A 25,881-nucleotide genomic window follows, 5' to 3' on the forward strand; every position below is an offset into this window, starting at 1 on the left:
GCGGTCAACATAATCAGAAAAGTAGCTGCGATATTTAAGTTTGACTTAATTGGAGTAGGTAGAGGTTGTTTAAGTCAGCCTACGAAAGTTCTTTTATGGACTCTTCAGAAATCCCCGCGTCTTCAGACCGGGGAAGCTTAAACACTAAAATGGTATTTTGTCAGTCACAGTTAGATTCGTTTCCCATGGCACTGACTCTACTTTTGTTTCCCCTTCCCCAGGCTCTACTGCCGTTCGTAATGCCGGATATGGAAATAAACTTTTAAATCCAGCCAGACGTTCTTTTAATGCTCCTGGTGCAGTATTCCAAAGACTTTCATAATAGAAAAAAGCTACACCCAGTCCCCGTTGTTGGGCGGCACGGACTTGAGATTGAATCTGTTGAATTGATACGGGTTTAGTTCTTAAACCTGCCATAACACCGATTCCAGCAGGAATTTTTTGTTTTACTTCTTCCATTTCTGGACGGGAAAGCTTGCCAATAAAATGATCTAAATTTTCCTTATAAACTTGCACAATTAACTCATCTACTATGTCTAATCGTACCCAGTTCAACCAATCTTGGAGTTGAAATTTATAGGCATGATTATAGTAATTAGGTGAGACAGAGAAAATCATTTTCGGTTTGATTTGTTTGACTATTTGATTAAGTCTCACCATGAATTCTGTAATTTTATTTGCCCGCCAATTTACCCATTCTGGGTTTTGAGGATCACTGGGAGGCATTTTTTTAGTTTCTTGTTGATATAAGGCAACCGTATATTTATCGTAACCAAATTCAGAAGGTAAACTCATGTGATCATCAAATTGGATACCATCAAGATCATACTTGTTAGTAAGTTCTACAAGCAAATCGCTAATAAACTGTTGTACTTCTGGATGAAACGGATTTAACCATGAAACCTCACCGCCGGCACTAATAGATGTTTGATTACCATCTTTTTTTTGTGTTAACCATTCTGGTTTATTCATTGCTAATTCTGAACTGGGAGGAGTCATAAACCCGAATTCAAACCAAGGAATTACCAGTAAATTTTTCCGATGAGATTTATTAATTAAATCGGCAAGAATATCATGTCCATCTAAACCTTGAAAGACAAACGGTTGGATTTCTAACCGCTTGGCTACTTCACTAGGATACATGACATAACCAGAATTCCAAACTACGGGATAGATAGTGTTAAAATTGAGTTTTTGCAGTTGTGTGACTGCTTCCTGAACTTTAGTCCTATCTTTAAGAATATCGAGATCATTATTTGTCATCCACACACCACGAATTTCTGAACGTGATCCTTCTTGTGCGGTAACAGGTGTGAAAGTGTTTCCCCAAAAAACCATCAGTAAAGAAATTAAAAACAAAGGCAGAAATAACTTTTTCAGTAATTTTTGAGAACCAAATTGATGGAAATTGAATTTCATTTTAATTTCAAACTATTACAATGATATAGTATGATTCAGAAGTCAGAGGTAAAACCCTGTTGTGAACGAAGTTTCATTATAGCGGTATGCACTTAAATTAGATACATGATAATTCTCCTTCCCGCTTGCAGTGAACTAGTAGTTTGTCAAGATAAAAATGATGGACTGTAGTGTGAGCGTCTCGCTCACGCGGGCAAGACTTGTACTGAGCAGTTCGACCCTTCGACCCTTCGACCCTTCGACAGGCTCAGGGCATCGCAAGCTCAGGGCATCGCAAGCTCAGGGCATCGCAAGCTCACTGTAACACTTGTCGATAGCGCAGCGTGGCGTTAGCCATAGTATGCCCGCACTACCAAAAACCCGTCAAAATAAATTTGACAGACTACTAGCACTGTAGGCGGACTGGTGTGCCACTTGGTGGAGCTTTGCTAATACATAGCGTGTTGGAGGCATCCACCTAAAGGGGGAGAGGTTCTTGTATTTCACTCAACCAATAACCGCTATATTAATTGATATCCTAACTACCTTGTCTATTGCTATATTTGACGGATTTAATCCAAAATAGTGCCTGCTCAGTTTGTGCCTGTAAGGAAGCGATTAAATTAGCCCGCTCTTCTTCTCAGGGTTCTCGGCATTTTCCTAATAATCTAGAATCTAAAATGGTCATAATTGCTGAGTTTGAGGAAAAATCCAGAAATTGTGGCTTTTTTGCTACTTTCTTATTTTTTCTCCATTCTCAGCATTTACAACTTAGTCACCATTCCCAAACCGCTTGATTAAATCCTCTGGACGGAGATTAGAAATAAATTCGCGGAAAGCTTCCTGTTCAGCTTCATCAGCATCACGATCTACAGGAATAGAAGCATTAGCCACTACTTCTTCCATGACCCAAATGGGAGTATTTGTGCGGAGTGCAATAGCGATCGCATCACTGGGACGAACATCAATTTCTTTTTTGACATCCCCTTGCTGAAGAATTAACGCAGCATAAAAGGTATCTTTTTGTAAGGTATGAATAATAACTTTATCTAAAGTCATATTCCATGTTTCCAGCATATTCACGATTAGGTCATGGGTTAAAGGTCGGGGGGGCTTTTGATTTTCCATTGCCCCCATAATTGCTCTTGCTTGTTCCTGACCGATGTAAATGGGCAAAGCGCGACGATCTGAACCATCCTTCAAAAGCACAATCGGGCTGCGAGTGATCGCATCTAATGCTATACCAGCGACTTTCATTTCTATCATTGGTTCAGCCTCTAAAGTTCTTTAATCGCTTGGAAATATGTAACAAATAATCCACTTTTTTCCGAATTTAAGAATTAAAAATTAAAAATTAAAAAAGCAAATCAAACCAGCTTTTTAGGAATTTTTAATGGTTAGTTGACTCTTACTGTGGTGTCATAGAAATCAGGTATAAATAAACCAATTTCACACCTTGTTAATAACTAATTTATTGATCCTTCATATTTTATCCTTCATCTTTCTTTTAGCTCCTAATTCAAGTATGCCTGGGGATTGATGTTAATATGTTAATATTCATTTACCAAAACCAGGAAAAAAATAAACTTACGGGCTTTACATTTTTTCCGAGAATTATTAGTTGATTTCCGCCAAAATTAAGCAATAAATAAAATTAGTTTCCCAAAAGCTGTGTTTACAGGATTAATTCAAGGTTTAGGAACCATAAAACCCTTAACAGGAGATTCGTGGCAGATTAATTATCTTAGTCAGCCAGAGATGATCATTCATGACTTGGCCTATGGTGATAGTGTGGCAGTAGATGGCGTGTGTTTGACAGTTGAAGAAATCTTAAAAGATGGATTTATTGCCACCGCTTCACCGGAAACTCTAGAACGCACAACATTAGGCAAAGAAGAAATTCAACAAAGATACGTCAATCTAGAAGCATCACTACGGGTGGGTGGTAAAGTCGGTGGTCATTTTGTTATGGGTCATGTAGATGGAATTGGTCAGTTAATCACATCTGAACAAACTGCTAGTTCCTGGGAAATGACCTTTGTGGCCCCAGAAGCGATCGCTCGTTATATAGTTCCTAAAGGTAGCATTGCTGTCAATGGTATCAGCCTCACCGTAGCTAAATATAAATCAGAATCATCTCAATTTACAGTTGCCGTCATCCCGCTAACATATAGCGAAACCAATCTCAGTCATTTAGTAGCGGGTAGTTGGGTAAATCTAGAAGGAGATATCCTGGGTAAATACGTGGAAAAATTCCTCACCCCTGGCAATAATCACCACCAACAAGCGGAAATTACAACTGCATTCTTAGCAGAAAACGGATATTTGTAAGGAGAAGAGGAGTCAGGAGTCAGGAGTCAGGAGTCAGGAGTCAGGAGTATGGCTAACGCCACGCTTCGCTATCAGGAGTATGGCTAACGCCACGCTTCGCTATCAGGAGTATGGCTAACGCCACGCTTCGCTATCAGGAAGAAGAAGGAAGAAGAAGAAGGAAGAAAGAAATTTCTCCCCTGCTCCCCTGCTCCCTGACCACTGACCACTGACCACTCCGCCAAATTACCGAGCTTGGGCTGTTTTCGTGCCTGGTGTGCCTTGTGCCAACTGGCTAAGGCCACCTTCTAATTGCACACCTGGGTCAACAGCAACCCATCCATTTTGGGTAAGGTGACGGATTTCAAAGTGCAGGTGAGGTCCTGTAGAGTTACCAGTGCTACCAACTCGACCAATGACAGTTCCAGGCTCTACCCATTGACCAGGTTGAACAAAGATTTCTGACATATGCCCGTAAAGACTTTGTTGAGCCGAACTGTGATTGATTGTTACAGCCAAACCATAACCACCTAACCAGTTAGCTGATTCTACTTGACCTTTAGCCGCTGCTAAAATTGGTGTTCCCGTGGGCGCACCTAAATCTGTACCAGCGTGAAAACGGCGATCGCCCGTGATAGGATGAACACGCCAGCCAAATAAAGACGTAATTGGTGCAGCCATAGACAGAGGGAAGACAATTCCCGAACCACCACCACCACGATAAGCCAGGGTATTAGTATAAGGAACTTGAGGTAATACAGATGCCAGTGAAAAATCATAGGACACCAGACTGGGACGAGGAGCAAGATTACCCTCAATCATCGGTGCTGGTAAACTACCTACTTGGGGAGCAATAGGGATAGAACTCACCTTTGTCGTGCTAAATTCCCTAGGACTGGGGATAAAGCTATTGGCATGATAGGCAGCCTTTGTATGACTGCTGGTGTTAGTTCTGGAAATCCGCCAATTATTTTGAGGTTGACTAATTTTGCTCACACTAGTAGCAACAGCTTCACCAACATTCTCACGTTGATTGCGGTTTGCAGTTATGGCTGTCCTCACTGGGGACACGATTGGTAATTTAGCAGTTTCACTTTTTTTCAGCCAAGTCGGTGATGAATCTTTAGACTTAGCCACGGCAGGAGTTTGGGTAGTTTTAGCACAAGCACTTTGCCCTGGAACTACATTTGCACTACAACCGCTAGAACGTTCTGTGACGACTACAGAACTGGGCGGTTCATAGTTATCTGTGGTTGCATTTTTGTAGTCAGTGGGATCAATATAAGCGTTGTTATAATCCTTGAGACTACTTTCTGTATCCTTGACAGTATTTTGCGAATTATTGGTTGTTTGAGCGACTTCTGGGAGTTTTTTAACCAATGGGTCAGGTTCACTAACACTGGCTGTAGGTTGAGTATTTTCACCTTTGGGCTGGGAAATTCTCACACTGGCTGTAGGTTGAGTATTTTCACCTTTGGGCTGGGAAATCCTCACACTAGCTGTAGGTTGAGTATTTTCACCTTTGGGTTTAGCATCTCTGACAACTTCTGTAGATTCAGCAACACTTTTGCTATTTAGCTTCTTTTTCAGCCTAGCTTGTCGGTCAGAAAAATCTGGCTGTGGCTTGGCTGTTTCAGGAACAATAGTTTCTTTCTGAACTGGATTTGTAACTACTGCTGGTTGGGAATTCTCAATAGTGGGAACAATATTGTCTATTGATGCAGTTTCAGTTTGAGCAGTTACAAATCCGCTACCAAGAAGACTAAAGCTACTTAACAAACAGAGGCTTTGTGCTGGTAGTCTAGAAGCAAAACGTTTACTCGTGCCACCGTAGTAAAAATTTTTATGGGCAGATTTATGGCGCTGCGTCATTTTTTCTCTTGTGTTGTGTGTAATAAGTCTAAAGAAATGATATCATTCCATGCTGGATATACTATCCTATGAAGTGACATTTTTAACAAATTTAATCATTAAACAGAAGCTTGACGATAACCCAAACTGATTGTACCTGGTTGGCAAAAAATTTCTGGTGTTACGGCTGCTTTTGGATCATAAGTTGTCATTTTTAAGCGGAGATTACCCTGTGGAGTTACTCCAACTACTGTACCTAAAAGATTATTGACATAAACCTGATCACCCATATTTGTGAGTAGATCAAGATAGCGAGATAGGAGGATGTTTATTCCTTCTAACTGTAGACACTCGATACCGGACTTAATTCCTAGTAAGACTTGTGAGGTAAGCATTTCCAGGTGATGAATCATCTGATAATTTTGGGAATTTTGCCATAATTGCAGATTAATTCCCGTTTCTGGAACTTGATTTGCCCAATTAATGCCAACACCAATCACAGCTTGAGTGATATGTCCTTGATTGACTTTGGTTTCGGTTAAAATGCCTCCTAATTTGCGACCATCTAATACTAAATCATTTGGCCATTTTATGCCGACAGGTATACCACATTTTCGTAATTTTGCTGTAATTCCCCACGCGCTGGCCAAGGTGAGTTGATAACTGCTGGTAGCTTCCATGTTGGGTGTTAATGCCATTGAAAGATATAGACCACCAGTAGAAGACTGCCATTGACGACCCCATTGCCCCCTGCCGGCGGTTTGCTGGGTGGCAATAACTACACAACCTGGTTTTTCTCCTTGGTTGATTAGTTGCCACAGGGTTTGATTTGTGGAAGATAAAGTGTTAAAAATATGTAGAGAGAATGGTAAGTCTTGATGCTTATATTCTGCTTTTAAGCTATCTACCAAAAGTTGCCGATTAAATTCCACCACAGTTCACCATTGTTTTAAATCTTTTTTGGCAGTTGTTCAAGTTAGGATTGATTGAAAGTAATTAATTTTCTATTGAGGTTTGGTTAAAGATGCACACTTGGCATTGGCACAATTGGGAAGGTCTACCTTACCTGACTTGTAATCTTTTAGAACCCTGGTCTCATGGTTTCTTTACCCAACGGTTTTGGCCTCGTTTACCTCATGAACTAACTCAGGCACTACAACCAGAGGCTTTAGCTTATCGTTTAAAACAGGTGCATGGCAATACTGTTTTAACTCCCCAGGAAGTTGATGATCATGTCAATGCCAGTGATGATGATTTGGCGTTGGCAGATGGTTTAATTAGTCAGCAACCGTTACAAGCTGTCTGGGTGGCTTCTGCTGATTGTACACCTGTTTTGATTGGAGATGTGAAAACTGGACAGGTGGCGGCTTTACACGCTGGTTGGCGGGGAACAGCGGCGAAAATTGTTCCTGAAGCTATTACCAGAATGCAATCCCACGGTAGCAATTTAGCAGATTTGCGCGTAGCTATGGGTCCGGCTATTGCTGGGGAAGTTTACCAAGTTTCTGTGGAAGTGGCTACGGAAATTGGCAGTACCATTCTACCACATTATGAACCAGAAAAAATAGTTGCTGCTTTACATAATTTACCGAATTCACCTTTAATCAAAGATCCAGAACCGGGAAAGGTCTGTTTAGATGTGCGGCGGGTGAATGCTTTGCAATTGGAACAATTAGGAATTAGTTTAGAACAAATTGCGATCGCTCCCTATTGTACTTTCCAAACTCCAGAACATTTCTTTTCTTATCGTCGAGAACGGGAGAAAAAGGTACAATGGTCAGGAATTGTGAGTACAGGTAAATAATAGCATTATATTACCATGACTTACCAAGATGATCCGGTTGTTGAATTTCAACAACCTATCCCCAAATGATTTCCATATTTAAAATAAATTCTGGCAAAATATCTTCACCTAATAATTCTTGGGGAAATTCTAATATCTCTACTGGTTTACCAAGACGATAAATTTCCACTTGGCGCATTTTTCGATTAATTAACCAACCTAATTTAACTCCATTATTGATATATTCCTGCATTTTTGCTCGCGTTTCCTGCAAACTATCACTAGGTGACATTAATTCTAAAACAAAATCTGGGGCAATTGGTGAAAACTTTTCTTGTTCTGCTGGTGTGAGTGTATCCCATCTTTCTTTTTTAATCCAAGCAACATCAGGAGAACGATTTGCACCATTGGGAAGTTTAAAACAGGTGGAAGAGTCGAAACAAACCCCTAGTTTATATTTACGATTCCAAAACACAAAATCTGCGGCAATTTCCACATTACGTTTTCCTGTTCCTCCTCCTGTTGGTGACATAATCAATATTTCTCCTTTGGCATTGCGTTCAAATTTGACTTCAGGATTTTCTCGACAGAGTTGATAAAATTGCTGATCACTTAATTGGATAATAGGGTTTAAGTTGACGGTGATAGCTGTCATAATAACCTCGTGAGGATGAGATCAACTTTAGTTAAATTATAAAATGATATCTGGGAAATTAAATTTTAATCTCTAAGCTTAATTAAAAATTACTACACCGACAATAAACGTATACATGAAATAATTAAATTCATATCAATAAAACTTTAAGCTTATAAGCGAATATATTAGTTTACGCTAAACTATCAGAGGCTTATAAGCGATATTTCAAGTCTGTATTCAAAATGAAAATCTGTTAAGTTATAGGTATAACAGCTTATGATATTCATGGGATAATACTCTGGACATATCTCGCTGAATGAGCCAAAAGCCTATTTGCAAGATATTAGCCACTGGAATTATCACCAAAAGTGTAAAACTAGTGATCTCAGAGACAGAAAACTACAATTTTCAAATTCTTTCTATACTAGTATAAACAAAACATAAGGAGAAATAATCATGACTAACACCCAAACACAAGCTACTGGGGACATTCAAGAAAAAATCCAAGAAGAACTTGAACAAGCCCGCACTGTATGTGATATCTCAGGTAGCAACTCCGCTGAATGTGCTGCTGCTTGGGATGCTGTAGAAGAATTGCAAGCGGAAGCTTCTCACCAGCGTCAAATCAAGCCTAAAAACGCTTTGGAACAATATTGTGATGCTAATCCAGAAGCAGATGAGTGCCGTCTGTACGAAGATTAGAATCAGCAGTCGTGCTTTTTTCAATAAGTAACAATTTACTGGAATATCAATGGTTTAAACCTCCATTCATTAATGGATTTGAACTAGACGGGGGAGTTTATTCCCCGTTTTTCGCTTTTGAGAAAAGTCCCCAAACTGAATTTTTCTAGAATAGCTAACGCTATCAAATATCTATTCACAAATTTTCTATTTTTGTTATTGACTTTATGACACAAGTATGGTTTCGCCCTTATGTCTGGATGGATTATAGACTAGCGTTATTATTTACGCTGATTATTCCTTTAATTCTTTCAATTTGGGCATTTGTGCAAAAAGCTGAAGGAATGCAACGCTTATTAATGATTTACTGGCGAGTGGCTAGTTTATTAATTGTTAGTATGTACTTAATGATTGGTAGCTTTGGAGTTAGTTTCATCTCTGCTTTAATGGCGCGGATTCTGATCCCAATTGCGCTATGGTTTTGGGTAGATATCAATGATGAAATTGACTATTATCCCCATAGTCCATTAAAACTAATTTTCACTTCTTGGCGTTGGGCGACAACAGTTTATTGTAGTTTAGGAGCAATAGCCCTTTTACCCTTCCTAGGTTGTGCTTTTTCAGGAACTGCGATTAAAACTCCTTACTGTAGTGTCTGGTTAGAAGCACCATTAATCTTTAAAGACTATTTTCACCACAATAGCAAACCTGCTTTTCTAGGGTTTTTGGGGATAGTGACTTTAGCAATTTACGTAATTTATTTAAGTTATTTTGTCGCGGTTAAACTCGGTAAACATGGACGTTCCGCTACACATTAAGCAATTGAAAAGTTAGAAAAAATTCTGAACTGTGATTATTCGGATTAATTATCTAAATAAAATTAATCACACAAATCATAGTTCCGACTTGTTTTCCTGATTAATAAATCATCCAAATCAAATTCATCACAAAAATCGTAGTTCCGACTGCTGAATTAATGAATAACTCTGTTGGTAAAAGACTGGAACAATATACAGTCAAAAAATCCCAAGAAGTTCTCATCGTCACTGTCAAAATTGATGATGAACCTGATCAAATTGCTGTGTTTAAAGGCTTTTCTAGTTCTTTGATGCGCCCAACAGCTTATGATCCAGATGTCCCAGTGTTACCAGATACAGCTACAATTATCGCAATTGACAGAATAGCAAGTCCCTATAATCCTGATTCACCCCGTTATCTTCAACAAGATATTTCTTGGGAAGATATGCAAATTTTGTTATCGGAAATTGGGGTGTGAGATAATTAATCATGAATAATTTTTAATTATCACTATGTCGCGTTCTGGATACACTTTGCCCGTTTTTGCTTGTGCTGCTGCTGTTGCGGCTTTGCATTGGTTACGCTATCATCAACCCCTGACTGTGACTTCTGTAGATTTGATTACACCTGCTGAAATTGCTGAAATACCCATTGAACAAGTCGCAGGAATATCAGAAAATCAGGCTTTGGCTATGACTCGCAGTGATCCAGGTGATAACCTAGATTTAACAAAGAATACACCGATTTGGGCGATGGTGGCATGGTATGAGGGAGATGGAGAAGCGGTAATTATTCAGGGTGGAGAGGGGATTGGGAAGCAACTCAATGGTGAGGGGAAAGCCGCAATTTATGGTTATGCCCAAAAGTTATTCCAGGAAAATTTACAGCGATTATTAAAACCGACGGAAAAAATCAAGGTAACAATTATTTTACCAGAAGGGCGATCGCTTGCAGTCCGTACTTCTAATTCCGCGTTTGGAGTAGTGGAAGGACTGTCTTTATTAGGAACAACAGGGATTTCTCAACCTTTAAGTACACCAGATCAATTAACAGCTTTTCGTGCTGATTTAGCCGAAAAAGCCAGTCAATTTCCCACTTTGGTCTTTTGTATTGGGGAAAATGGCCTAGATTTAGCTCAAAAACTCGGTATCAACCCCGCACAAATGGTAAAAACTGCGAATTGGTTAGGTCCAATGTTAGTCGCTGCTGATATCTTAGGTGTAAAAGAAATTTTATTATTTGGTTATCACGGTAAATTGATGAAACTAGCGGGGGGAATCTTTCACACTCATCATCATTTAGCTGATGGTCGCCGGGAAATTTTAACTGCCCATTCTGCTATGCTAGGATTAGGATCTTCCGATATTCAAACCATTTTTCAGAGTCCTACAGCAGAAGCAGCATTAAAACATCTGAGAATTCTCGATAGTAATAGTGGTAGTAATTGGGTAAATCAGGTTTATAGCTCCATTGCAGAAAGCATTGATACCCGTACTCAAGAATATATGAATAGCCATAATGAACAAGGTAAAACCATGATAGCTTGTGGTTCTGTACTTTTTGACCGCGATCGCCAAATTCTCGTAAAAAGTAAAACTGGTTGGATATTACTGGAAAAATTGTGCTAAATTAATAGGAATTATCGTCAGTACCACAAATAAATATTTTTAACTATGATTTGTATAATTAATTTGTTTAGATGATTCATTAATTTGTTATCACCATTAATCACAAAAATCATAAAAATCACAGTCCAGACTTCTTATCATTAACAACACAACCTCCATAGCATGAATACAGCGGTGACTCTACCAACCGAAAAAATACCTCAAACACCAGAAAATTTGGGGAAACTTAAAGGTCAAATAATTGTAATTTTAGACTTTGGCTCTCAATATTCTGAATTAATTGCGCGTCGTATCCGCGAAACTCAAGTATATTCAGAAGTTATTTCCTATCGCACCGCAGCCGAACAGTTACGCGAAATCAACCCCAAAGGTATCATCCTTTCCGGTGGACCAAATTCCGTATATAGCGACTACGCTCCCCATTGTGACCCAGAAATTTGGAAATTGGGAATACCCGTTCTCGGTGTTTGCTATGGTATGCAACTCATGGTTAATCAACTGGGTGGGGAAGTTATCCAAGCCGAACGGGGTGAATATGGTAAAGCATCTCTATACATAGATGACCCCACAGACTTATTAACTAATGTCGAAGAGGGTGCAACCATGTGGATGAGTCATGGAGATTCAGTCACAAATATGCCTCCTGGCTTTGAGTTACTGGCACATACTAATAATACTCCTTGTGCAGCGATCGCTCACCATGACAAAAAACTCTATGGTGTGCAATTTCACCCCGAAGTCGTCCATTCTCAGGGTGGTATAGCCTTAATTCGCAACTTTGTTTACCATATCTGTGACTGTGAACCAACTTGGACAACAGCCGCTTTTGTTGAAGAATCAATTCAGGAAATTCGCGCCAAGGTAGGAGACAAACGGGTATTATTAGCATTGTCTGGCGGTGTAGATTCTTCAACTCTAGCTTTTCTTCTGTATAAAGCCATTGGTGAGCAGCTAACCTGTGTATTTATTGATCAGGGTTTTATGCGAAAACTAGAACCCGAAAGATTAGTAAAGTTATTTAAAGAACAATTTCATATTCCTGTAGAATATGTTAATGCCCGGGAACGATTTATCTCAGCTATTGCTGGAGTAACTGATCCCGAAGAAAAGCGTCGCCGCATTGGACATGAATTTATCAGTGTTTTTGAGGAGACATCAAGGGATCTTGGGCATTTTGACTACTTAGCTCAAGGGACACTTTATCCAGACGTGATTGAATCTGCTGATACCAACGTTGATCCAAAAAGTGGTGAACGGGTAGCAGTGAAAATTAAAAGTCATCACAATGTGGGTGGTTTACCAAAAGACTTGAGATTTAAACTGGTAGAACCACTGCGAAAACTATTTAAAGATGAAGTTCGCAAAGTTGGGCGTTCCATTGGTTTACCAGAAGAAATTGTCCAACGTCAACCTTTTCCCGGACCTGGTTTAGCAATTCGTATTTTAGGTGAAGTCACCTCCGAACGCTTGAATATTTTGCGAGACGCTGATTTAATTGTTCGTCAAGAAATTAACCAACGTGGTTTATATAATGAGGTTTGGCAAGCTTTTGCGGTTCTGTTACCAGTTCGCAGCGTTGGGGTGATGGGTGATAAACGCACCTATGCCTATCCTATTGTTTTAAGAATTGTCACTAGCGAAGATGGCATGACCGCAGACTGGGCGCGAATTCCTTACGATATATTAGAAGCAATTTCTACCCGCATTGTCAATGAAGTAAAAGGTGTAAACCGTGTGGTTTATGATATTACCTCTAAGCCACCTGGAACTATTGAGTGGGAATAGGTAATTGGTAATTGGTAATTGGTAATTGGTAATTGGTAATTGGTAATTGGTAATTGGTAATTTAAAAAACTATTACCCATTACCACTAAATTTGAGTTTAAAATTAAGAAGTATTGCATTTCTTTGAAAATATTATGGCTGCAAAAGTAGAAATTTACATTTGGACTACTTGTCCGTTTTGTGTTCGTGCTAAAAGTCTACTGAAAAGTAAAAGTATTGATTTTATCGAATATAATCTTGATGGAGACGAAATAGCCAGAGATAAAATGTCCCAAAGAGCTAATGGAAAACGCTCCTTACCACAAATTTTTATTAATGATATTCACATTGGTGGTTGTGACGATATCCATACTTTAGACCGTCAAGGTAAATTAGATCAGATGCTAGTAGTCTGTCAAGATAAAAATAATGGACTGTAGTGTGAGCGTCTCGCTCACGCGGGCAAGATGCCCGCACTACCAAAAACCCGTCAAAATAAATTTGACAGACTACTAGTTTCTTAAAATATTGTGGATCAGCAATACTATTGCCAATTTTCCAAAATATGTCTGAAACCCAATAAAATCGTGACGATATCAATAGGGTTTCAGGGCTTTGGCAATAGTATTGATCAGATCCCCGACTTTCTTCTCTCATTTTTCCTTGAGATGAATAAATTAATTGGAGAAGTCGGGGATATTTAATATTAAAACTTGTAGATGAAAGAGGTATAAAGGATGAAACTAGCTTTTATTATTGATCCTATCCATAGGCTTGATCCATGTCATGATACCAGTGTTGCTTTGATGGAAGCAGCGCAAATTCTGGGACATGAAATTTGGATAACTCAGGCAAATTTGCTGAGTGTTATTGATGGTAAAGCCTGGGCTTCCTTGCAGCAGGTAGAACTCGTTCCCGTGGAGTTAGTGGAGGGACGTTGGTTAGCAGTTAATTCTTGGTTTAAATTAAGCCCTAGTTCCTTTACTGCTTTAGAAACAATGGATGCCGTATTTATGCGGACAGATCCACCTGTTAATGATGCTTATCTCTATGCTACCTATATTCTCGATTATGTTGACCAAAATAAAACTTTGGTAATAAATGATCCGGCTGGGATTCGTAGCGCTAATGAGAAAATGTATGCTCTTCAGTTTAGCGAATGTATTCCCGAAACAATTGTCAGCGCTGACAAGCAAGTTATTCGCCAATTTGTCGCAGCTAAAGAAGCAACAATTCTCAAACCCTTGGGGAATAAAGCTGGGGAAGGCATTTTATTCTTACAATCAGGCGATCGCAATTTTAACTCCATTGTCGAACTTAGCACGCTCCAAGGTCAAGTTCCAGTTATGGTACAAAATTATTTACCCCAAGCCAAGGAGGGAGATAAACGGATTATCTTACTCAATGGTGAACCCATAGGTGCGCTAAATCGTCTTTCTAGTAGTAGTGATTTTCGTAATAATATGGCCACTGGTGGAACAGTGGCTCAAACCACCATTACCCCAAGAGAACAAGAAATTTGTAGCCATTTAGCCGCAAAACTCCGGCAAGATGGCTTAATTTTTGTTGGTATTGACGTAATTGGTGGCTACCTAACAGAAGTTAATGTCACAAGTCCCACAGGTATCCGGGAAATTGACCGTCTCGACGGGACTCACATAGCTCATCAGGTTATTCAATGGGTAGAAGCGAGTAAATAGGCAGGGAGCAGGGGAGAAATTTATTTACTTCCTCCTCCTGATAACTGATAATTTGTATACAGCATCTAGCCTCAACTGAGACTGTGAATTTAATGTGACATACTCTACACACTCACCTGAAAGGGAGTATGGGTTTCTCAGCGACTCTTCTTTGAAGACGTTGACTGAGCTTTAAAGCCCTATGCCCTAGGGTCTTTTGGAGATAGATTTTTGAACTTTTTTAATAGGCTGCTTTTCAGCATTTAATTGAGTTACACCTATTGATTAGAATTATATCAGATACTTGGAGAGAAACCAAGAAAGTGTTCATTCCTCATCGACTAACATTGCTGATTTCGCTAGTTAGTCAAAAAAGTCACTCGCGCCTATTCATCTCATCACTTCCCTATCGGTTAGATGAGAGGCTTCTACTATTTAAGCTAAAATCTCATATTCACAATCAATTAATTTCTTGGTGGTGTCCGTCGTCTTTGCAGAAAATCGGGAATATCCAAAGAGGGTTTTTCTTTTGGTGGTTCTACAGATGGAGTGGGGTTATTAACAGGTTGTTGTAGTGGTGTAGGTCTTCTAGTGGTAGTAGTAGTAGTGGGAATGGGAGTGACAACTCTAGGAGTAACAGTAGTTTGTGCAGATGGAGGTTGGATATCACCTGTAAATCCAGTCGCAATCACAGTAATTCTGACTTCTCCTTGGAGTCTGTCATCAATTACCGCTCCAAAAATAATATTGGCATTAGGATCAACCACTTCATAGATTGTTTCCGCCGCAGCATTAACTTCATGCAGGGTTAGATCACTACCACCAGTAATATTAAATACAACTCCTCTAGCTCCTTCAATAGAACATTCCAATAAAGGTGAAGAAATGGCGGCAATTGCCGCTTCTCTGGCTCTAGATTTACCCGAACTCACACCAATTCCCATCAAAGCTGATCCTGCATCTGCCATCACAGCCCGCACATCAGCAAAGTCAACGTTGACCAATCCAGGAATAGTAATAATATCAGAAATTCCTTGTACACCTTGACGCAACACATCATCAGCATAGCGAAAAGCTTCTTGCACAGGAGTTTGCTCAGGAATGACTTCCAACAGCTTATTATTGGGAATAATAATTAAGGTATCCACCCGACTTTTCAAGCCTTCAATTCCTTGTTCCGCTTGGCTAGTGCGTCTGCGTCCCTCAAAAATAAATGGTCGAGTCACTACACCAACGGTGAGAGCGCCCATTTCCTTGGCTATTTCTGCCACAATTGGGGCTGCACCTGTACCTGTACCACCACCCATACCAGCGGTAATAAATACTAAATCCGCACCTTCTAAAGCTGTGGCAATTTCATCACGAGATTCTTCCGCCGCTTTTTGACCAATAGCCGGATTTCCCCCTGCACCCAAGCCTCTAGTTAGTTTCTGCCCAATTTGCAAGCGACTAGGAGCGCCCGCTAAAGTCAGAGCTTGAGCATCAGTATTAATTGACCAAAACTCAACACCGGATACATCAGACTCAATCATGCGGTTGACAGCATTACCACCACCACCACCCACACCAATTACTTTGATGTTGGCAACACGGCCTGGCACAATTTCACCAATACCGCTATTTTCGAGAGAAATTTTCTTGCCATCTTTACCTTGAGCAAAGTTCATTCCAGAATTATTAAAGGGATTGCTTGAGTTAACTGCCAGAGAAAACCCTGGTTGTCCGGGATTTTGAGAGTTATAGATCAGCCCTTGGTTATTATCAAGTGTCATTGGATTTGTGAAAGGTAGATAAACGACTTTTTGCGGTGTGATTCACCTAAGAGTCAAATAATTGCCAAAATAAATTTTGGCACGCTATTTTATTTTTTTTACTATTCCCTAGCCTACATGATGGCAGGTGAGATGTGGCAATTTGTCCATGAGAGAGGTATAAAACCTCAGTTGCAGAGTCAGATATCCAGCCTGGTGCCTTCTAACTCTTTCTCCTTTGGGATTGTTGATTAGCTGTACAGTTTATGATACTAGCTGCTCATGTTGCTGACTCCCCCCCTATACTTTTTAAGAATAGTTCTAAAAAGTATAGACATTTATTTATCTCATCTTCTTTGTCAGCAGCAGATCACTTCAACAATAGCGTTAACTAAACTCCTCGGCAGATCCCACTATAACAACCCTATCTTTGGGCAAAAAGCTGTGATGACTGGTTGATATAAGATATTCAACTGGTTATTAACTGGTTGATAGAGCTTAAGCTTAGTCCTAGTAATAAGTTTTAATAACCTCCTGAATTTTTTTAGTTATTAATTTTACAACCCTTAGCATGATTTTTTAACTAACGGTTAAAAAATTCTATATCTATATGTATAATATATACCTAATTTACAAAAATATAAAATTAGCAACTCAAGTTACTAATTTAAAAGATTTGCCTATTCAGCTAGACAAAGGCCGAAGGGAGTAGAAAGAAAAAATGTTGAACTTCAACGGATTGGTGTTTTGTGTAGTGGCTCTGATTTCTTCATAACTAAGCCTGGATTTTTTTGATTCATTTGTACTAATGGAACAGCGGGATTTTTGATATCAATGTAATCTATATTACTAGGATTAACTTCATTCGGTAAACGGCGCATTTGTACAAGTGCTTGAATTTGCTCAGGTAATCTATTGCTAGGGCTGCCTAAATGCACAATTCCTAATTCAGTTTTCAAAATTAAATTTGTAGGATCTTGAAAATTAATTTCTGTCACCTTTAGAGAACTGTGACTGATAGCTTCATAAAGTTGAGTCCAGAATGGCTTGTATTGTGCGATCGCACCAATTACTATGAGTCGAGGTAATTTTGCTTTGGGGTTAATGGAGATATACCTTGATAAAGGCATCCACACGCCACTAGCATCCAGTAAACCTAGTTCATTTTGTTGATTAGCCATACCGCTATTTTGCAAACAAGACTTAACCTCAGAAGGCTTACCCGTGAATGAAGGACTCAGAACACAACTGGTTATCCTTTGATTTTTGGTTATTTGGGCGATCGCTACTGGTACTCGTTCCTGGATTTCAATAATTAAACCAGGAGGTAATAACCGCCGTCTAACCGTAGCTTGGGCAATGTTCGGTTGTTTTCTTAAAGAATCAGCAATTAGGGAAGGTTCAATCCGCCATAAAGACTGGGGAGATGACAACCCCAACAATGAATAAATATCCTTTTGGGTCAAAACTTGACCACCAGATTTGATCACTATTTGCCCCGAATCCTTTAACACCCACATTGGTTGAATTGCTACCCAGAACAAAACCGAGGCCAATCCAGTGACAGCCAGCGTCCGCCAAATAGCCTGAAGAATTTTGAGTTGTCGCTGCCGACGTAATTTTTGGCGGCGTTGAGCTAAATTTGTCCGAGAAACTGATAATATCCCAGCCATTGTTTTCCTCTTGTAAATATCAGTCCAATTTATTCTGGATATTAAATTCGCTTATCTAGCAATTAAATTTAGCTAACATCATGGGTATTATGGAGAAAATTAGCTTTTAACAATAGTACCCAACGCATTGTAAATTCGGTAAAACTTTCCCACCTCATAAATTTACTCTTGATGGTGATGCTTTCACCATCAAATCCAAAAATATTTAATTTGTTAATTTTAAATATTGAACTATTCTGACGAGTTATCAATTTTGAAAACATCATGAGTATAGCTGGTAAGAGCATCCTCATCAGTAACTTCCTCAGACAAATTTACCAATAACGCCTGTACTCGCATTCGGGAAATATAAGGCCAACCCCCCTCAGATTCAATATCTCTGAGCAGCGAGTATAATCTTTGGCGATTATCAGGCAAATTTTCTTGAAACACTCCATCTCGAATTTCTTTGTGCAACTTTTCTAAATGACGTAACAAAGCCAGTAGAGAAATTATATCTCCACCGCAAGTTTGAGCTACATCTTTAACCGCACCAGAAATCGCTTGTAGCTGGCAGGACAAATCCCCAGATGTCCAATTTTGATCATGGTTCATGGAACGTTTTACTCCATAAAACTAATACGATACTGGAAAAGTCCCTAAATTGATCAACAAAAAAGTCAAATATTGCAGTATGCACGGGAGCATTCCAGTTTAGAACTAAGCAGAAATACTCTAGAGCGTGGAATGTGTGTTGCAACAACTATTCCCAAATAAAAAATACGATCGCCCAAAATCAAAGCGATCGCAACTTTCCACAAAGGTTAAAAATTATTACTGAGACAAAAATAATAATTATCGTCTCAAATTATGCCTCAGCCCTGACAAAGAAAAGAGCCGTGCGTGGTCCCATCTCTATGCCTCCACGATTCTTTGAACCCCACTCAGTAATGTATTTTTGGCCATCATCACCCTTAGCCACACACATTTTGAAGTTATACTGTAATTCGTCATAGCAGCCAACTTCTAAACCGGGCATTTTTGCAGCTTCCACATCAAATTTTGTACCAGCCTTATTGATAATGGCTAAACCTTGATCTCCGCGCTCGATAAAGAGCAAATTGGGATTGTCCGCACTAGCAGCAATGTCATTACCATTGCGATAGTATTGAGGTTGTGCGTCCATTTTCTTATGAAATTGAGTAGCAGCAACAACTGTAGGGTTGAAGGCATCAAAATTCAAAATCAGGGGTGTTCCTTCGTTAATCGCCAATACATAAGCTGTTGCTAAGGGTAAATCCCCACGATCAAATTTCCAATTATCAAACTGTCCGCAAGCCCAAGTATCATGATTGCGAGCAAAGGTAACAGCATCCTTACCAGGCAAAGCACGTTGGGTATCTGATGGATTAACTAAAGAGCGCAAATCTCCACCAACATTGAAAGCATCTTTTAAGGTATTGACCAGTTGAAAATCTGTGACTTTGGGGAAAACAGGGATATAACTCATGCTCTCGCCATAATTGTTACCGATGACCTCACCATAGTAAAGCTTGTCATTAGGGATAACTGCAAGGATCTTCTGCATATCCTGCCGAGAAATGTGCTTGGCGGCATCAAAACGTAAACCATCGAATCCAAAATCAAGTAATTTTTTCAGATAGTTCTGTTGTTGCTCTTGTACATAGGGCAAACCCGTTTTCAGGTCAGGCAATCCCTCTGGGTCATCTTTACTACATAACCAGTTGTTTTCAACTTCTGAGGAATTATTATAGTTGTTGATGCAGGCTTGGTTATGAAAGTATTCCTGCTTTTGGAATATAGGATAGGCTTGGGGGAAAGGTTTGATGTCGTGGCCAGCCACGTTTTTGTAATTAGCCAGGTGATTCAAGACAACATCGGCAATTACCTTGATGCCGCTTTTGTGAGCCTCGTTAATTAAATCCTTTAAATCTTGCTCAGTTCCCAGATTTCCCTCTAGGACATAATCAAGCGGTTGATATTGAATATACCAGTATTCGTCTGAAGTGCAAGCATTATCAAGCCGGGAGGCGGTTGTATTAGGAGGCGAAACTTGGATGTAATTGTATCCTGCGTCTTTAATTTTGGGCAGTTCGGCTTTGATACTGGCAAAACATTCATCGAAAGCATGATAGATTACATCTGCTTTCGCCGGAGTGGAAAAGCTAAATGCAATTGTCAGGGCTATCAAAAAAATAGCCAAAAAACAGGCGCACTTTTTGAAAAAAAGCTGAATTTTTTGAGGCATAAACAGGATTAAGTGCATGATGTAACGTGGCTGAAACCATAATATTTTTCCGATAATCTTACCCAGGTAAAAATTGTATTTTCCTCAGTATTTGACTCGGACTAATAGTAGGAAATCAGTCACGTAATTTGGGGCATCAAATGGCGTTCAAAATTGGGTAATTAAATTGGGTAATTATTGCTAGACTATCAAGCATCTGGCAATAATTTGGTTGGCGCGTATACATCGCGGTAGAAGGTAAGTTGTTCGCTTTTAAAGTAGCAACCGCCTCGATGTCCCCGTCGTACCCAGGCAACCATTCCTTTGGATGTAGTTTCGTTGGAGCTATCGTCTACGCACTTCCATTCAAAGTGAACAAATTCGCGCCAAAACAGCACAATTGGCCAGCACATGGTTACGCCTGGTTGTGCAATTAAAGCCCACCAATGCTTCTCTCTTTCTTGCTGGTCTGTTGTGCCAACAAAGGGGCCATCTTGGCAGAAATAAACCAAGTTATTATGATATTCCTTTGTTAAGATATCGCCCCTTCCTTGTCTTAAAGCTTCGCAATGAGTAGGCCACCAATCTTTATTTTCTTGTTCGATTTGTGACCAGGTATAGTCAGCATTGACTTCAGGAATATCATCTTCTTTCAAACTCCCATAAAATTCAGCTTTCTCGATTAACTCTTGCCGTTTTTCTGGAGATACCAGACCAGGTTTTGAATAGTCTGCATCTAAATTCCAAAAACTGTAATAATTGACTGGTTTTACTTGTCTTAATTGCTGCAATTGTTCAAATTTGTCGGACATAATGATGACTCCGTTATGACAGAAATAGTGAATAGTCCAGTTTGTTAAGAGATTACTAGCCAAAATTTGATAATTATAGCTAGTAAAAAATGTTTCTAATCGTTATCCTTTTTTGACTAGCTCATCATAGTATGTTTGCATGAATTCCTGAACCGCAAAAGGATGTCTTCCAGTAACAAGATTACCATCAACCCATGAGCCAGCTAATTGCCGATAAGTGGTATCGTAGGCAAGTGTTGCTCCTGCGTTCAAAACATCATAGATAATGTTATGACCACAAGTAACTTTGCGCCCTGCAAGTGCAGATGGGTCTGGTGTGAAAACCCATAAAGAATGGCAAATAGTTCCCACCGTTATTTCTGGATCGCCCAACGCTGCTATAGCAAATTCACTTGCTTTTGGCAGTTCTACTGGTCTGCCATCAGAACCTTCTTCTATGATCTGTTCATAGCGGATCATATCCATAGCATATCCGCCAACCGCAATCAAACCAGTATATTCAAGTAAATCAACGTCTCCGATATCTTTAGTAACTGTGATGGTTTCGCTGGGGTTATTGTTATTAAAAAAAACTGCTTGTGAAGCACCTCGGAGATAACCAATAAACTCTACTTCAAAGCCTCTAACTGGAAAAAAGTTTTGCAAGGCAGAGGTTTCAGTTCCATCGTAATGGGAGTCTAGCAAAACAGCAATTTTGGGTGGTCTAGCCATAAGTTTCTCGGTGAGAATAGTTCGTTAACAAAATGTTGGTAGTAAATCAACTTGCTAGATAAAAGTCGTTTTCCCTTTCATTTGATTGTACTAACAAGTTGATTACTTCACTGGTTGTGAGTGAAATTCCTTACCGGATGTCGGTAAATGTCACTTTTTGCTTTTTAAATTCTGGATAGTTTTCAGAATCGATTATTTCTTCTACCGATTTCACTTTTGCCGCATAGGTGTAGGGACGGATTTGGGTGTAATCAGGAGTGCCGTTTTGGAAGGCAAAATATAAAGTGCTGGGCAAATCGTGAATTTCTTGTCCAGTTAAATAGCCAACAATTGCGTGTTCAAAGGTATGGAAAGCATTTTTCCAGGAGTGTTGTTTGGGAAAGTGAATATCAGGTTTGTTGTCAGCAGCATTTACCCAATGCCAAACTCCTTTGTTTTTATGATCTACCATGTGTTCAAACCAGTAACCATAAGTTGTTGGTAGATATTTGGCGTAGGATGGATCTCTGAGGCTTAAAGTAGCAGCAACCTGGTCTAATTCGGCTAAAATCCACCACTCTTTATCTCTTTCTACTTGTCCATATTCATTGATTCTACGTCCCCAAGTACCATCTTCTAAATAAGCTGCTTCTAGGATTTTTGGGGCTGCTTCTTGAGCAAACAAGACTAAATCGTAGTGTCCGGTTAATTTGCCAACTTCATAAATTAACCACAAGGTTTTAATGGAGTGACCGAAATCTGTATGATCTGTGGCTAATTTCTTGTTCTTAGAATCGGTAATTGCTCCCCAGAAGATATTCTTATCGGGAGTATAGAATTGCTCACTCATGATGGTGGCAACATGCACTAAATCATCTTTCCACTGTTGCTGGAGTTTCACACCATTAAATTCGCTGGGTAAAATCGGTGTGAGCAACATCATGTAAGCGTAAATTTGATCCAGTTGCGCTACTAGTTCTCTCTGTTGAGTGCTAACTGTCTCTACAGTACCATCGGGATTTTTGTAATCCGTATAATCAGCTTTTACCCAGGAAATTAAATCCCATTCTTGATCGTAGTAATAGTCGAAAATGTAGTTTTTGACATTCACTATTTCTTGTAAAACTTGAGTATCTCTGGTCAGATAGTAGTAAAATGCTAATCCAGAAAGAGCATATGTCATATCTTGACTGATGCGCTTCGTTTGTTCAGGTTGCCCATTTCCTGTTTTGTCAAAGTAGGTATAAGCTCCACCTTTTCCATAGTAGACTAATGCATTAGCTCGCAAGTAATCTACACCTGCTTTAGCATAGCTGAGATATTTTTTATTTCCAGTCAGGTTATAGGCCACACCGTAGGCAAATACTTGTCTTGACTTGGCTCTCACATACTCTCTGTCAAGTTTAACGATGCCTGGAATTGGTTCTGCTAATTCTATGCAAGGTTTAGCTTTGTCATATAAAGAGCCATCATTGCATCTATAGGTGGGAAAGTTGCCATTTTCCCCAAGGGCTGTATTTTGTGTCCAGAAAGGTAAAAGATCATCATTAAGATGCTGTAACCACCTATCTCCCTTGGGTACAGAATTGATTATTAGTCCTATGTTATTCACAGGGTATTGTTTAGACTCAACTAAAGCCTGCGCTGTGGGAACTTTCAGAGATAGGATAAAAAACACTGCACATAAACACAGGCTAAGAGTCTTCTTTAAAAAGGCTCTACTGCCTACTCTACGATTGATCAAAGGTAACATTGGTATTCCTTGGTACAATAAAGAAATAAAGAGCCACACCCAATAAAAATTTACGTTGGAACACTCTTATGAGTACGAAAATAAAATATCACATGAAGAATTAAAGAAGCTAGTTGTTGGTAAAAAACGTTACAATTTTTTTTATAAGTAATGAGACAAAATTAATTACACAAATATTTAGACTGAAATCCTGAATGGACAAAGGATTGGTAAATAAATAATATGTAATTAATTCTGTCCAGGTACTTAGCAGGACTTACGTTACTTACGCAAAATATCCCGCCCTAAACCCCCATTTCTCAGTGTTATCCGTGCCTGAAGTGGTTCGTTTATTCCCTAACTCATGCGTAAGTCCTATATAAGTTGGGCAAAGCAACAGCGTAACCCAATATTAGATCACATACATAAGGTTTTTTAACCCACGTAGGTGGGTTTTGTCTGTGTAGCTACATACCGCAACAGGACGGCAAGCTACGCGCAGCTTGCCGCAAGCATCTTTATAATCATCCATCAAAATATAAGTTTATACTCGACAAACAATCTCTTAATTCACATTCCTTAGTTCCACACTAAAATGTTACCGTATACACTTGTATGAAGGATAAAAATTAGGCCGATAGCCAACCAGCACTCTTACTTTCACTCCCAACTTTCAAGAAATACGACGCGAAGCCTAAATTCTGACTTCTGAATATATATCTTTCTAACTATTCTCAAGTAACAAGAATCCTTGATGGTAAGGTAGAGAAGGCTTTTCCATTATTTGTGCTGGATGACAGCCGAATTTAAGCACTAGAGTGCTTTGATTTTGAGTTAAAAAAAATCGTATGATCTGGCTAATTTCCCTATCCAAACACTTTTGATGTATGTACTGACAACACATACATCATCCAGTATGGATGCGGTTCGCTGCTTAGTCTATGGTTTGAATTCCAGGCTCAGAAACGCAATGCGTTTAAGTGCGTTCAGTAAAGCAGTTTGACAACTTAGATATTAATTTTTGAGATTGAGGTTAACCATGAGGTATCGCGCTTTAATTGTTGCTTTCTTTGCTCTATGCTTAGGGCTAATCACAGCTTGTAGTGATGCACCTTCTGCCAGCGTCAGTGATGTCCTCACCTACGAACAAATTCGCGGCACAGGGTTGGCTAACAAATGCCCCCAACTGACAGAAACCAGTCGTGGTTCAATTACTGTTGATCCTAATGTGACATACAGCATTAAAGAACTTTGTTTAGAACCAACCAGTTTCTTTGTCAAAGAAGAACCTGCTAACAAACGTCAAAAAGCAGAATTTGTATCCGGTAAAGTTATGACCAGATATACTTCTACCATTGACCAAGTACAAGGTCAGCTAACTAGCAATCCAGATCATAGCTTGACTTTTACGGAAGAAGATGGTCTTGATTTTCAAGCTATCACCGTTAAACTTCCTGGTGGTGAATTAGTACCTTTCTTGTTTACCATCAAAAGCTTGGTTGCACAAACACAACCTAATTTAACTAGCATTAACACATCCACTGACTTTGAAGGAACTTTTAAAGTCCCTTCCTATCGTGGTGCAGCTTTCTTAGATCCTAAAGGTCGTGGTGTTGTTAGTGGCTATGACAATGCTGTAGCTTTACCAGCCGGATCTGATAATGAAGATCTAACTCGTACTAATGTCAAGCGGGCAGAAATCCTCAAAGGTAAAATTTCCTTGCAAGTAGCCAAAGTAGATAGCACTTCTGGTGAAATAGCTGGGACTTTTGAAAGTGAACAACCTTCTGATACCGATTTAGGTGCAGGTGAACCTAAAGAAGTGAAGATTCGTGGTTTATTCTACGGTCGAATTGAGCCTCGCGCCTAAATATTGATACAACCTCATGGGAGTTTAAAATCCATAAATATTTTGGTAATTTAGTAATCTAATATACCTCCATGAGTTTGGGAATGAACAAAAATTCAGCAGTCACAAAAATTTATTTGTGGCAATACCTTAACCAAGATGCACTCTGCATCTTGGTTTTTTTTGGAAAACTAGGGTTGTTTAATTTCCACGTAAATTTACTGATTTAAAATTTTATTTTTTTTTGCTGAAAAGTTGGAGATGAATTTAATTATTTAATTACGTAAGTAGGTCGGCGTTAAAAAATCAATCTATGTAACGAAATATAAATTAACGAATACCTTATAAATAGGGTGTTTCACGGTTTTTACAAAACTAAACATATATCGATTTTATTGGGCCGACTTACTTAATATTACTCATTCAATCCAGAGAAGACAGCAGATAAACAAAAATAATCGCAGCCCAAAGCTTGATCCTCATCAACTATTGCCAATTCTCAAGACCTATAAGCAAATCTCATGGTTAATTAGTTAAATTAGGCGCAATCCCGGTTTATTATTAGATTGCTAATTGTATATTTTAAGTTTATGACAGTTGTTTAATAAATTAGGAAGT

The 25,881-nt window shown here is 39.2% G+C and carries 22 protein-coding genes; 10 read left to right on the forward strand and 12 right to left on the reverse strand.

The features are described from left to right. Positions 1-144: 144 nt before the first annotated feature. Entirely contained in the window at positions 145-1,419 is a 1,275-nt protein-coding gene (locus PN450_RS17605) for a glycoside hydrolase family 10-like protein (protein WP_148765223.1), read from the reverse strand. Positions 1,420-2,169: 750 nt separating this feature from the next. Beyond that, positions 2,170-2,664 carry a bifunctional nuclease family protein gene (locus PN450_RS17610; protein WP_015081458.1) on the reverse strand — a complete coding sequence of 165 codons (495 nt, stop codon included), beginning with the start codon at positions 2,662-2,664 and terminating at the stop codon, positions 2,170-2,172. A gap of 405 nt (positions 2,665-3,069) precedes the next feature. Between PN450_RS17610 and PN450_RS17615 the strand changes: the two genes are divergently transcribed. Continuing rightward, entirely contained in the window at positions 3,070-3,729 is a 660-nt protein-coding gene (locus PN450_RS17615) for a riboflavin synthase (RefSeq protein WP_271837074.1), read from the forward strand. A gap of 225 nt (positions 3,730-3,954) precedes the next feature. Here the strand turns inward: PN450_RS17615 and PN450_RS17620 are convergent, their stop codons facing one another. Both PN450_RS17620 and PN450_RS17625 read right to left on the reverse strand, forming a co-directional pair. Next, the gene (locus tag PN450_RS17620; protein ID WP_271837075.1) at positions 3,955-5,580 is read right to left on the reverse strand and encodes a peptidoglycan DD-metalloendopeptidase family protein; all 1,626 of its coding nucleotides are present in this window, start codon (positions 5,578-5,580) and stop codon (positions 3,955-3,957) included. 98 nt (positions 5,581-5,678) lie between these two features. After that, positions 5,679-6,491, reverse strand: coding sequence for a biotin--[acetyl-CoA-carboxylase] ligase (locus tag PN450_RS17625; RefSeq protein ID WP_271837076.1), 813 nt, complete (start codon positions 6,489-6,491; stop codon positions 5,679-5,681). A 92-nt stretch (positions 6,492-6,583) separates the two neighbouring features. Here PN450_RS17625 and pgeF point away from each other — a divergent pair, with 92 nt between their 5' ends. Continuing rightward, entirely contained in the window at positions 6,584-7,363 is a 780-nt protein-coding gene (gene pgeF, locus PN450_RS17630) for a peptidoglycan editing factor PgeF (RefSeq protein WP_271837077.1), read from the forward strand. Positions 7,364-7,418: 55 nt separating this feature from the next. Here the strand turns inward: pgeF and PN450_RS17635 are convergent, their stop codons facing one another. Continuing rightward, entirely contained in the window at positions 7,419-7,997 is a 579-nt protein-coding gene (locus tag PN450_RS17635; RefSeq protein WP_015081463.1) for a Uma2 family endonuclease, read from the reverse strand. Between the two features lie 438 nt (positions 7,998-8,435). Here PN450_RS17635 and PN450_RS17640 point away from each other — a divergent pair, with 438 nt between their 5' ends. The 7 genes from PN450_RS17640 to gshB all read left to right on the forward strand — a co-directional run bounded on the left by PN450_RS17640 (position 8,436) and on the right by gshB (position 14,550). After that, a complete protein-coding gene (locus PN450_RS17640; protein WP_015081465.1) occupies positions 8,436-8,681 on the forward strand; it encodes a Calvin cycle protein CP12 in 246 nt (81 codons plus the stop codon). 206 nt (positions 8,682-8,887) lie between these two features. Further along, the gene (locus PN450_RS17645) at positions 8,888-9,478 is read left to right on the forward strand and encodes a DUF3177 family protein (RefSeq protein ID WP_148765232.1); all 591 of its coding nucleotides are present in this window, start codon (positions 8,888-8,890) and stop codon (positions 9,476-9,478) included. Between the two features lie 158 nt (positions 9,479-9,636). Continuing rightward, entirely contained in the window at positions 9,637-9,936 is a 300-nt protein-coding gene (locus PN450_RS17650; RefSeq protein ID WP_148765234.1) for a DUF7734 family protein, read from the forward strand. A 34-nt stretch (positions 9,937-9,970) separates the two neighbouring features. Continuing rightward, positions 9,971-11,086 (forward strand): cobalt-precorrin-5B (C(1))-methyltransferase CbiD, encoded by a 1,116-nt coding sequence (gene cbiD, locus PN450_RS17655; RefSeq protein WP_271837078.1) that lies wholly within the window; start codon positions 9,971-9,973, stop codon positions 11,084-11,086. A gap of 162 nt (positions 11,087-11,248) precedes the next feature. Beyond that, positions 11,249-12,871 carry a glutamine-hydrolyzing GMP synthase gene (gene guaA, locus PN450_RS17660; RefSeq protein WP_271837079.1) on the forward strand — a complete coding sequence of 541 codons (1,623 nt, stop codon included), beginning with the start codon at positions 11,249-11,251 and terminating at the stop codon, positions 12,869-12,871. A gap of 134 nt (positions 12,872-13,005) precedes the next feature. Beyond that, positions 13,006-13,290, forward strand: a complete 285-nt coding sequence (gene grxC, locus PN450_RS17665; RefSeq protein WP_148765240.1) for a glutaredoxin 3 — start codon at positions 13,006-13,008, stop codon at positions 13,288-13,290. Between the two features lie 297 nt (positions 13,291-13,587). Continuing rightward, positions 13,588-14,550: a glutathione synthase gene (gene gshB, locus PN450_RS17670; protein WP_148765242.1), complete on the forward strand. Its 963-nt coding sequence runs from the start codon at positions 13,588-13,590 to the stop codon at positions 14,548-14,550. A gap of 443 nt (positions 14,551-14,993) precedes the next feature. On the opposite strand, the gene ftsZ is transcribed toward gshB, so the two are convergent. The 7 genes from ftsZ to PN450_RS17705 all read right to left on the reverse strand — a co-directional run bounded on the left by ftsZ (position 14,994) and on the right by PN450_RS17705 (position 23,435). Continuing rightward, a complete protein-coding gene (gene ftsZ, locus PN450_RS17675) occupies positions 14,994-16,301 on the reverse strand; it encodes a cell division protein FtsZ (protein WP_148765244.1) in 1,308 nt (435 codons plus the stop codon). A 710-nt stretch (positions 16,302-17,011) separates the two neighbouring features. Next, positions 17,012-17,953 carry a cell division protein FtsQ/DivIB gene (locus PN450_RS17680; RefSeq protein WP_271837080.1) on the reverse strand — a complete coding sequence of 314 codons (942 nt, stop codon included), beginning with the start codon at positions 17,951-17,953 and terminating at the stop codon, positions 17,012-17,014. Positions 17,954-18,184: 231 nt separating this feature from the next. Beyond that, positions 18,185-18,547, reverse strand: a complete 363-nt coding sequence (locus tag PN450_RS17685) for a hypothetical protein (protein ID WP_271837081.1) — start codon at positions 18,545-18,547, stop codon at positions 18,185-18,187. A 253-nt stretch (positions 18,548-18,800) separates the two neighbouring features. Next, the gene (locus PN450_RS17690; protein WP_271837082.1) at positions 18,801-20,201 is read right to left on the reverse strand and encodes an alpha-amylase family glycosyl hydrolase; all 1,401 of its coding nucleotides are present in this window, start codon (positions 20,199-20,201) and stop codon (positions 18,801-18,803) included. A 188-nt stretch (positions 20,202-20,389) separates the two neighbouring features. After that, on the reverse strand, positions 20,390-20,992 hold the full coding sequence (locus PN450_RS17695) for a hypothetical protein (RefSeq protein ID WP_271837083.1): 603 nt from the start codon (positions 20,990-20,992) through the stop codon (positions 20,390-20,392). 102 nt (positions 20,993-21,094) lie between these two features. Continuing rightward, positions 21,095-21,703, reverse strand: a complete 609-nt coding sequence (locus PN450_RS17700; protein ID WP_271837084.1) for a DJ-1/PfpI family protein — start codon at positions 21,701-21,703, stop codon at positions 21,095-21,097. A gap of 130 nt (positions 21,704-21,833) precedes the next feature. Beyond that, positions 21,834-23,435, reverse strand: a complete 1,602-nt coding sequence (locus tag PN450_RS17705; RefSeq protein ID WP_271837085.1) for an AGE family epimerase/isomerase — start codon at positions 23,433-23,435, stop codon at positions 21,834-21,836. Between the two features lie 1,018 nt (positions 23,436-24,453). On the opposite strand from PN450_RS17705, the gene psbO reads away from it, so the two are divergent. Continuing rightward, positions 24,454-25,284, forward strand: a complete 831-nt coding sequence (psbO, locus tag PN450_RS17710) for a photosystem II manganese-stabilizing polypeptide (protein ID WP_015081475.1) — start codon at positions 24,454-24,456, stop codon at positions 25,282-25,284. The last annotated feature ends 597 nt before the right edge of the window (positions 25,285-25,881 follow it).

This window comes from Dolichospermum lemmermannii CS-548, from assembly GCF_028330815.1.
In the GTDB taxonomy this organism is placed as follows: Bacteria; Cyanobacteriota; Cyanobacteriia; order Cyanobacteriales; family Nostocaceae; genus Dolichospermum; species Dolichospermum lemmermannii.

What these genes read in the sequence shown, in the direction of transcription:
- PN450_RS17605 (WP_148765223.1), bottom strand. Translation starts at nt 1,419, where the DNA reads ATGAAATTCAATTTCCATCAATTTGGTTCTCAAAAATTACTGAAAAAG.
- PN450_RS17610 (WP_015081458.1), bottom strand. Translation starts at nt 2,664, where the DNA reads ATGATAGAAATGAAAGTCGCTGGTATAGCATTAGATGCGATCACTCGC.
- PN450_RS17620 (WP_271837075.1), bottom strand. Translation starts at nt 5,580, where the DNA reads ATGACGCAGCGCCATAAATCTGCCCATAAAAATTTTTACTACGGTGGC.
- pgeF (WP_271837077.1), top strand. Translation starts at nt 6,584, where the DNA reads ATGCACACTTGGCATTGGCACAATTGGGAAGGTCTACCTTACCTGACT.
- PN450_RS17635 (WP_015081463.1), bottom strand. Translation starts at nt 7,997, where the DNA reads ATGACAGCTATCACCGTCAACTTAAACCCTATTATCCAATTAAGTGAT.
- PN450_RS17640 (WP_015081465.1), top strand. Translation starts at nt 8,436, where the DNA reads ATGACTAACACCCAAACACAAGCTACTGGGGACATTCAAGAAAAAATC.
- PN450_RS17645 (WP_148765232.1), top strand. Translation starts at nt 8,888, where the DNA reads ATGACACAAGTATGGTTTCGCCCTTATGTCTGGATGGATTATAGACTA.
- PN450_RS17650 (WP_148765234.1), top strand. Translation starts at nt 9,637, where the DNA reads ATGAATAACTCTGTTGGTAAAAGACTGGAACAATATACAGTCAAAAAA.
- cbiD (WP_271837078.1), top strand. Translation starts at nt 9,971, where the DNA reads ATGTCGCGTTCTGGATACACTTTGCCCGTTTTTGCTTGTGCTGCTGCT.
- guaA (WP_271837079.1), top strand. Translation starts at nt 11,249, where the DNA reads ATGAATACAGCGGTGACTCTACCAACCGAAAAAATACCTCAAACACCA.
- grxC (WP_148765240.1), top strand. Translation starts at nt 13,006, where the DNA reads ATGGCTGCAAAAGTAGAAATTTACATTTGGACTACTTGTCCGTTTTGT.
- gshB (WP_148765242.1), top strand. Translation starts at nt 13,588, where the DNA reads ATGAAACTAGCTTTTATTATTGATCCTATCCATAGGCTTGATCCATGT.
- ftsZ (WP_148765244.1), bottom strand. Translation starts at nt 16,301, where the DNA reads ATGACACTTGATAATAACCAAGGGCTGATCTATAACTCTCAAAATCCC.
- PN450_RS17680 (WP_271837080.1), bottom strand. Translation starts at nt 17,953, where the DNA reads ATGGCTGGGATATTATCAGTTTCTCGGACAAATTTAGCTCAACGCCGC.
- PN450_RS17685 (WP_271837081.1), bottom strand. Translation starts at nt 18,547, where the DNA reads ATGAACCATGATCAAAATTGGACATCTGGGGATTTGTCCTGCCAGCTA.
- PN450_RS17690 (WP_271837082.1), bottom strand. Translation starts at nt 20,201, where the DNA reads ATGCCTCAAAAAATTCAGCTTTTTTTCAAAAAGTGCGCCTGTTTTTTG.
- PN450_RS17695 (WP_271837083.1), bottom strand. Translation starts at nt 20,992, where the DNA reads ATGTCCGACAAATTTGAACAATTGCAGCAATTAAGACAAGTAAAACCA.
- PN450_RS17700 (WP_271837084.1), bottom strand. Translation starts at nt 21,703, where the DNA reads ATGGCTAGACCACCCAAAATTGCTGTTTTGCTAGACTCCCATTACGAT.
- PN450_RS17705 (WP_271837085.1), bottom strand. Translation starts at nt 23,435, where the DNA reads ATGTTACCTTTGATCAATCGTAGAGTAGGCAGTAGAGCCTTTTTAAAG.
- psbO (WP_015081475.1), top strand. Translation starts at nt 24,454, where the DNA reads ATGAGGTATCGCGCTTTAATTGTTGCTTTCTTTGCTCTATGCTTAGGG.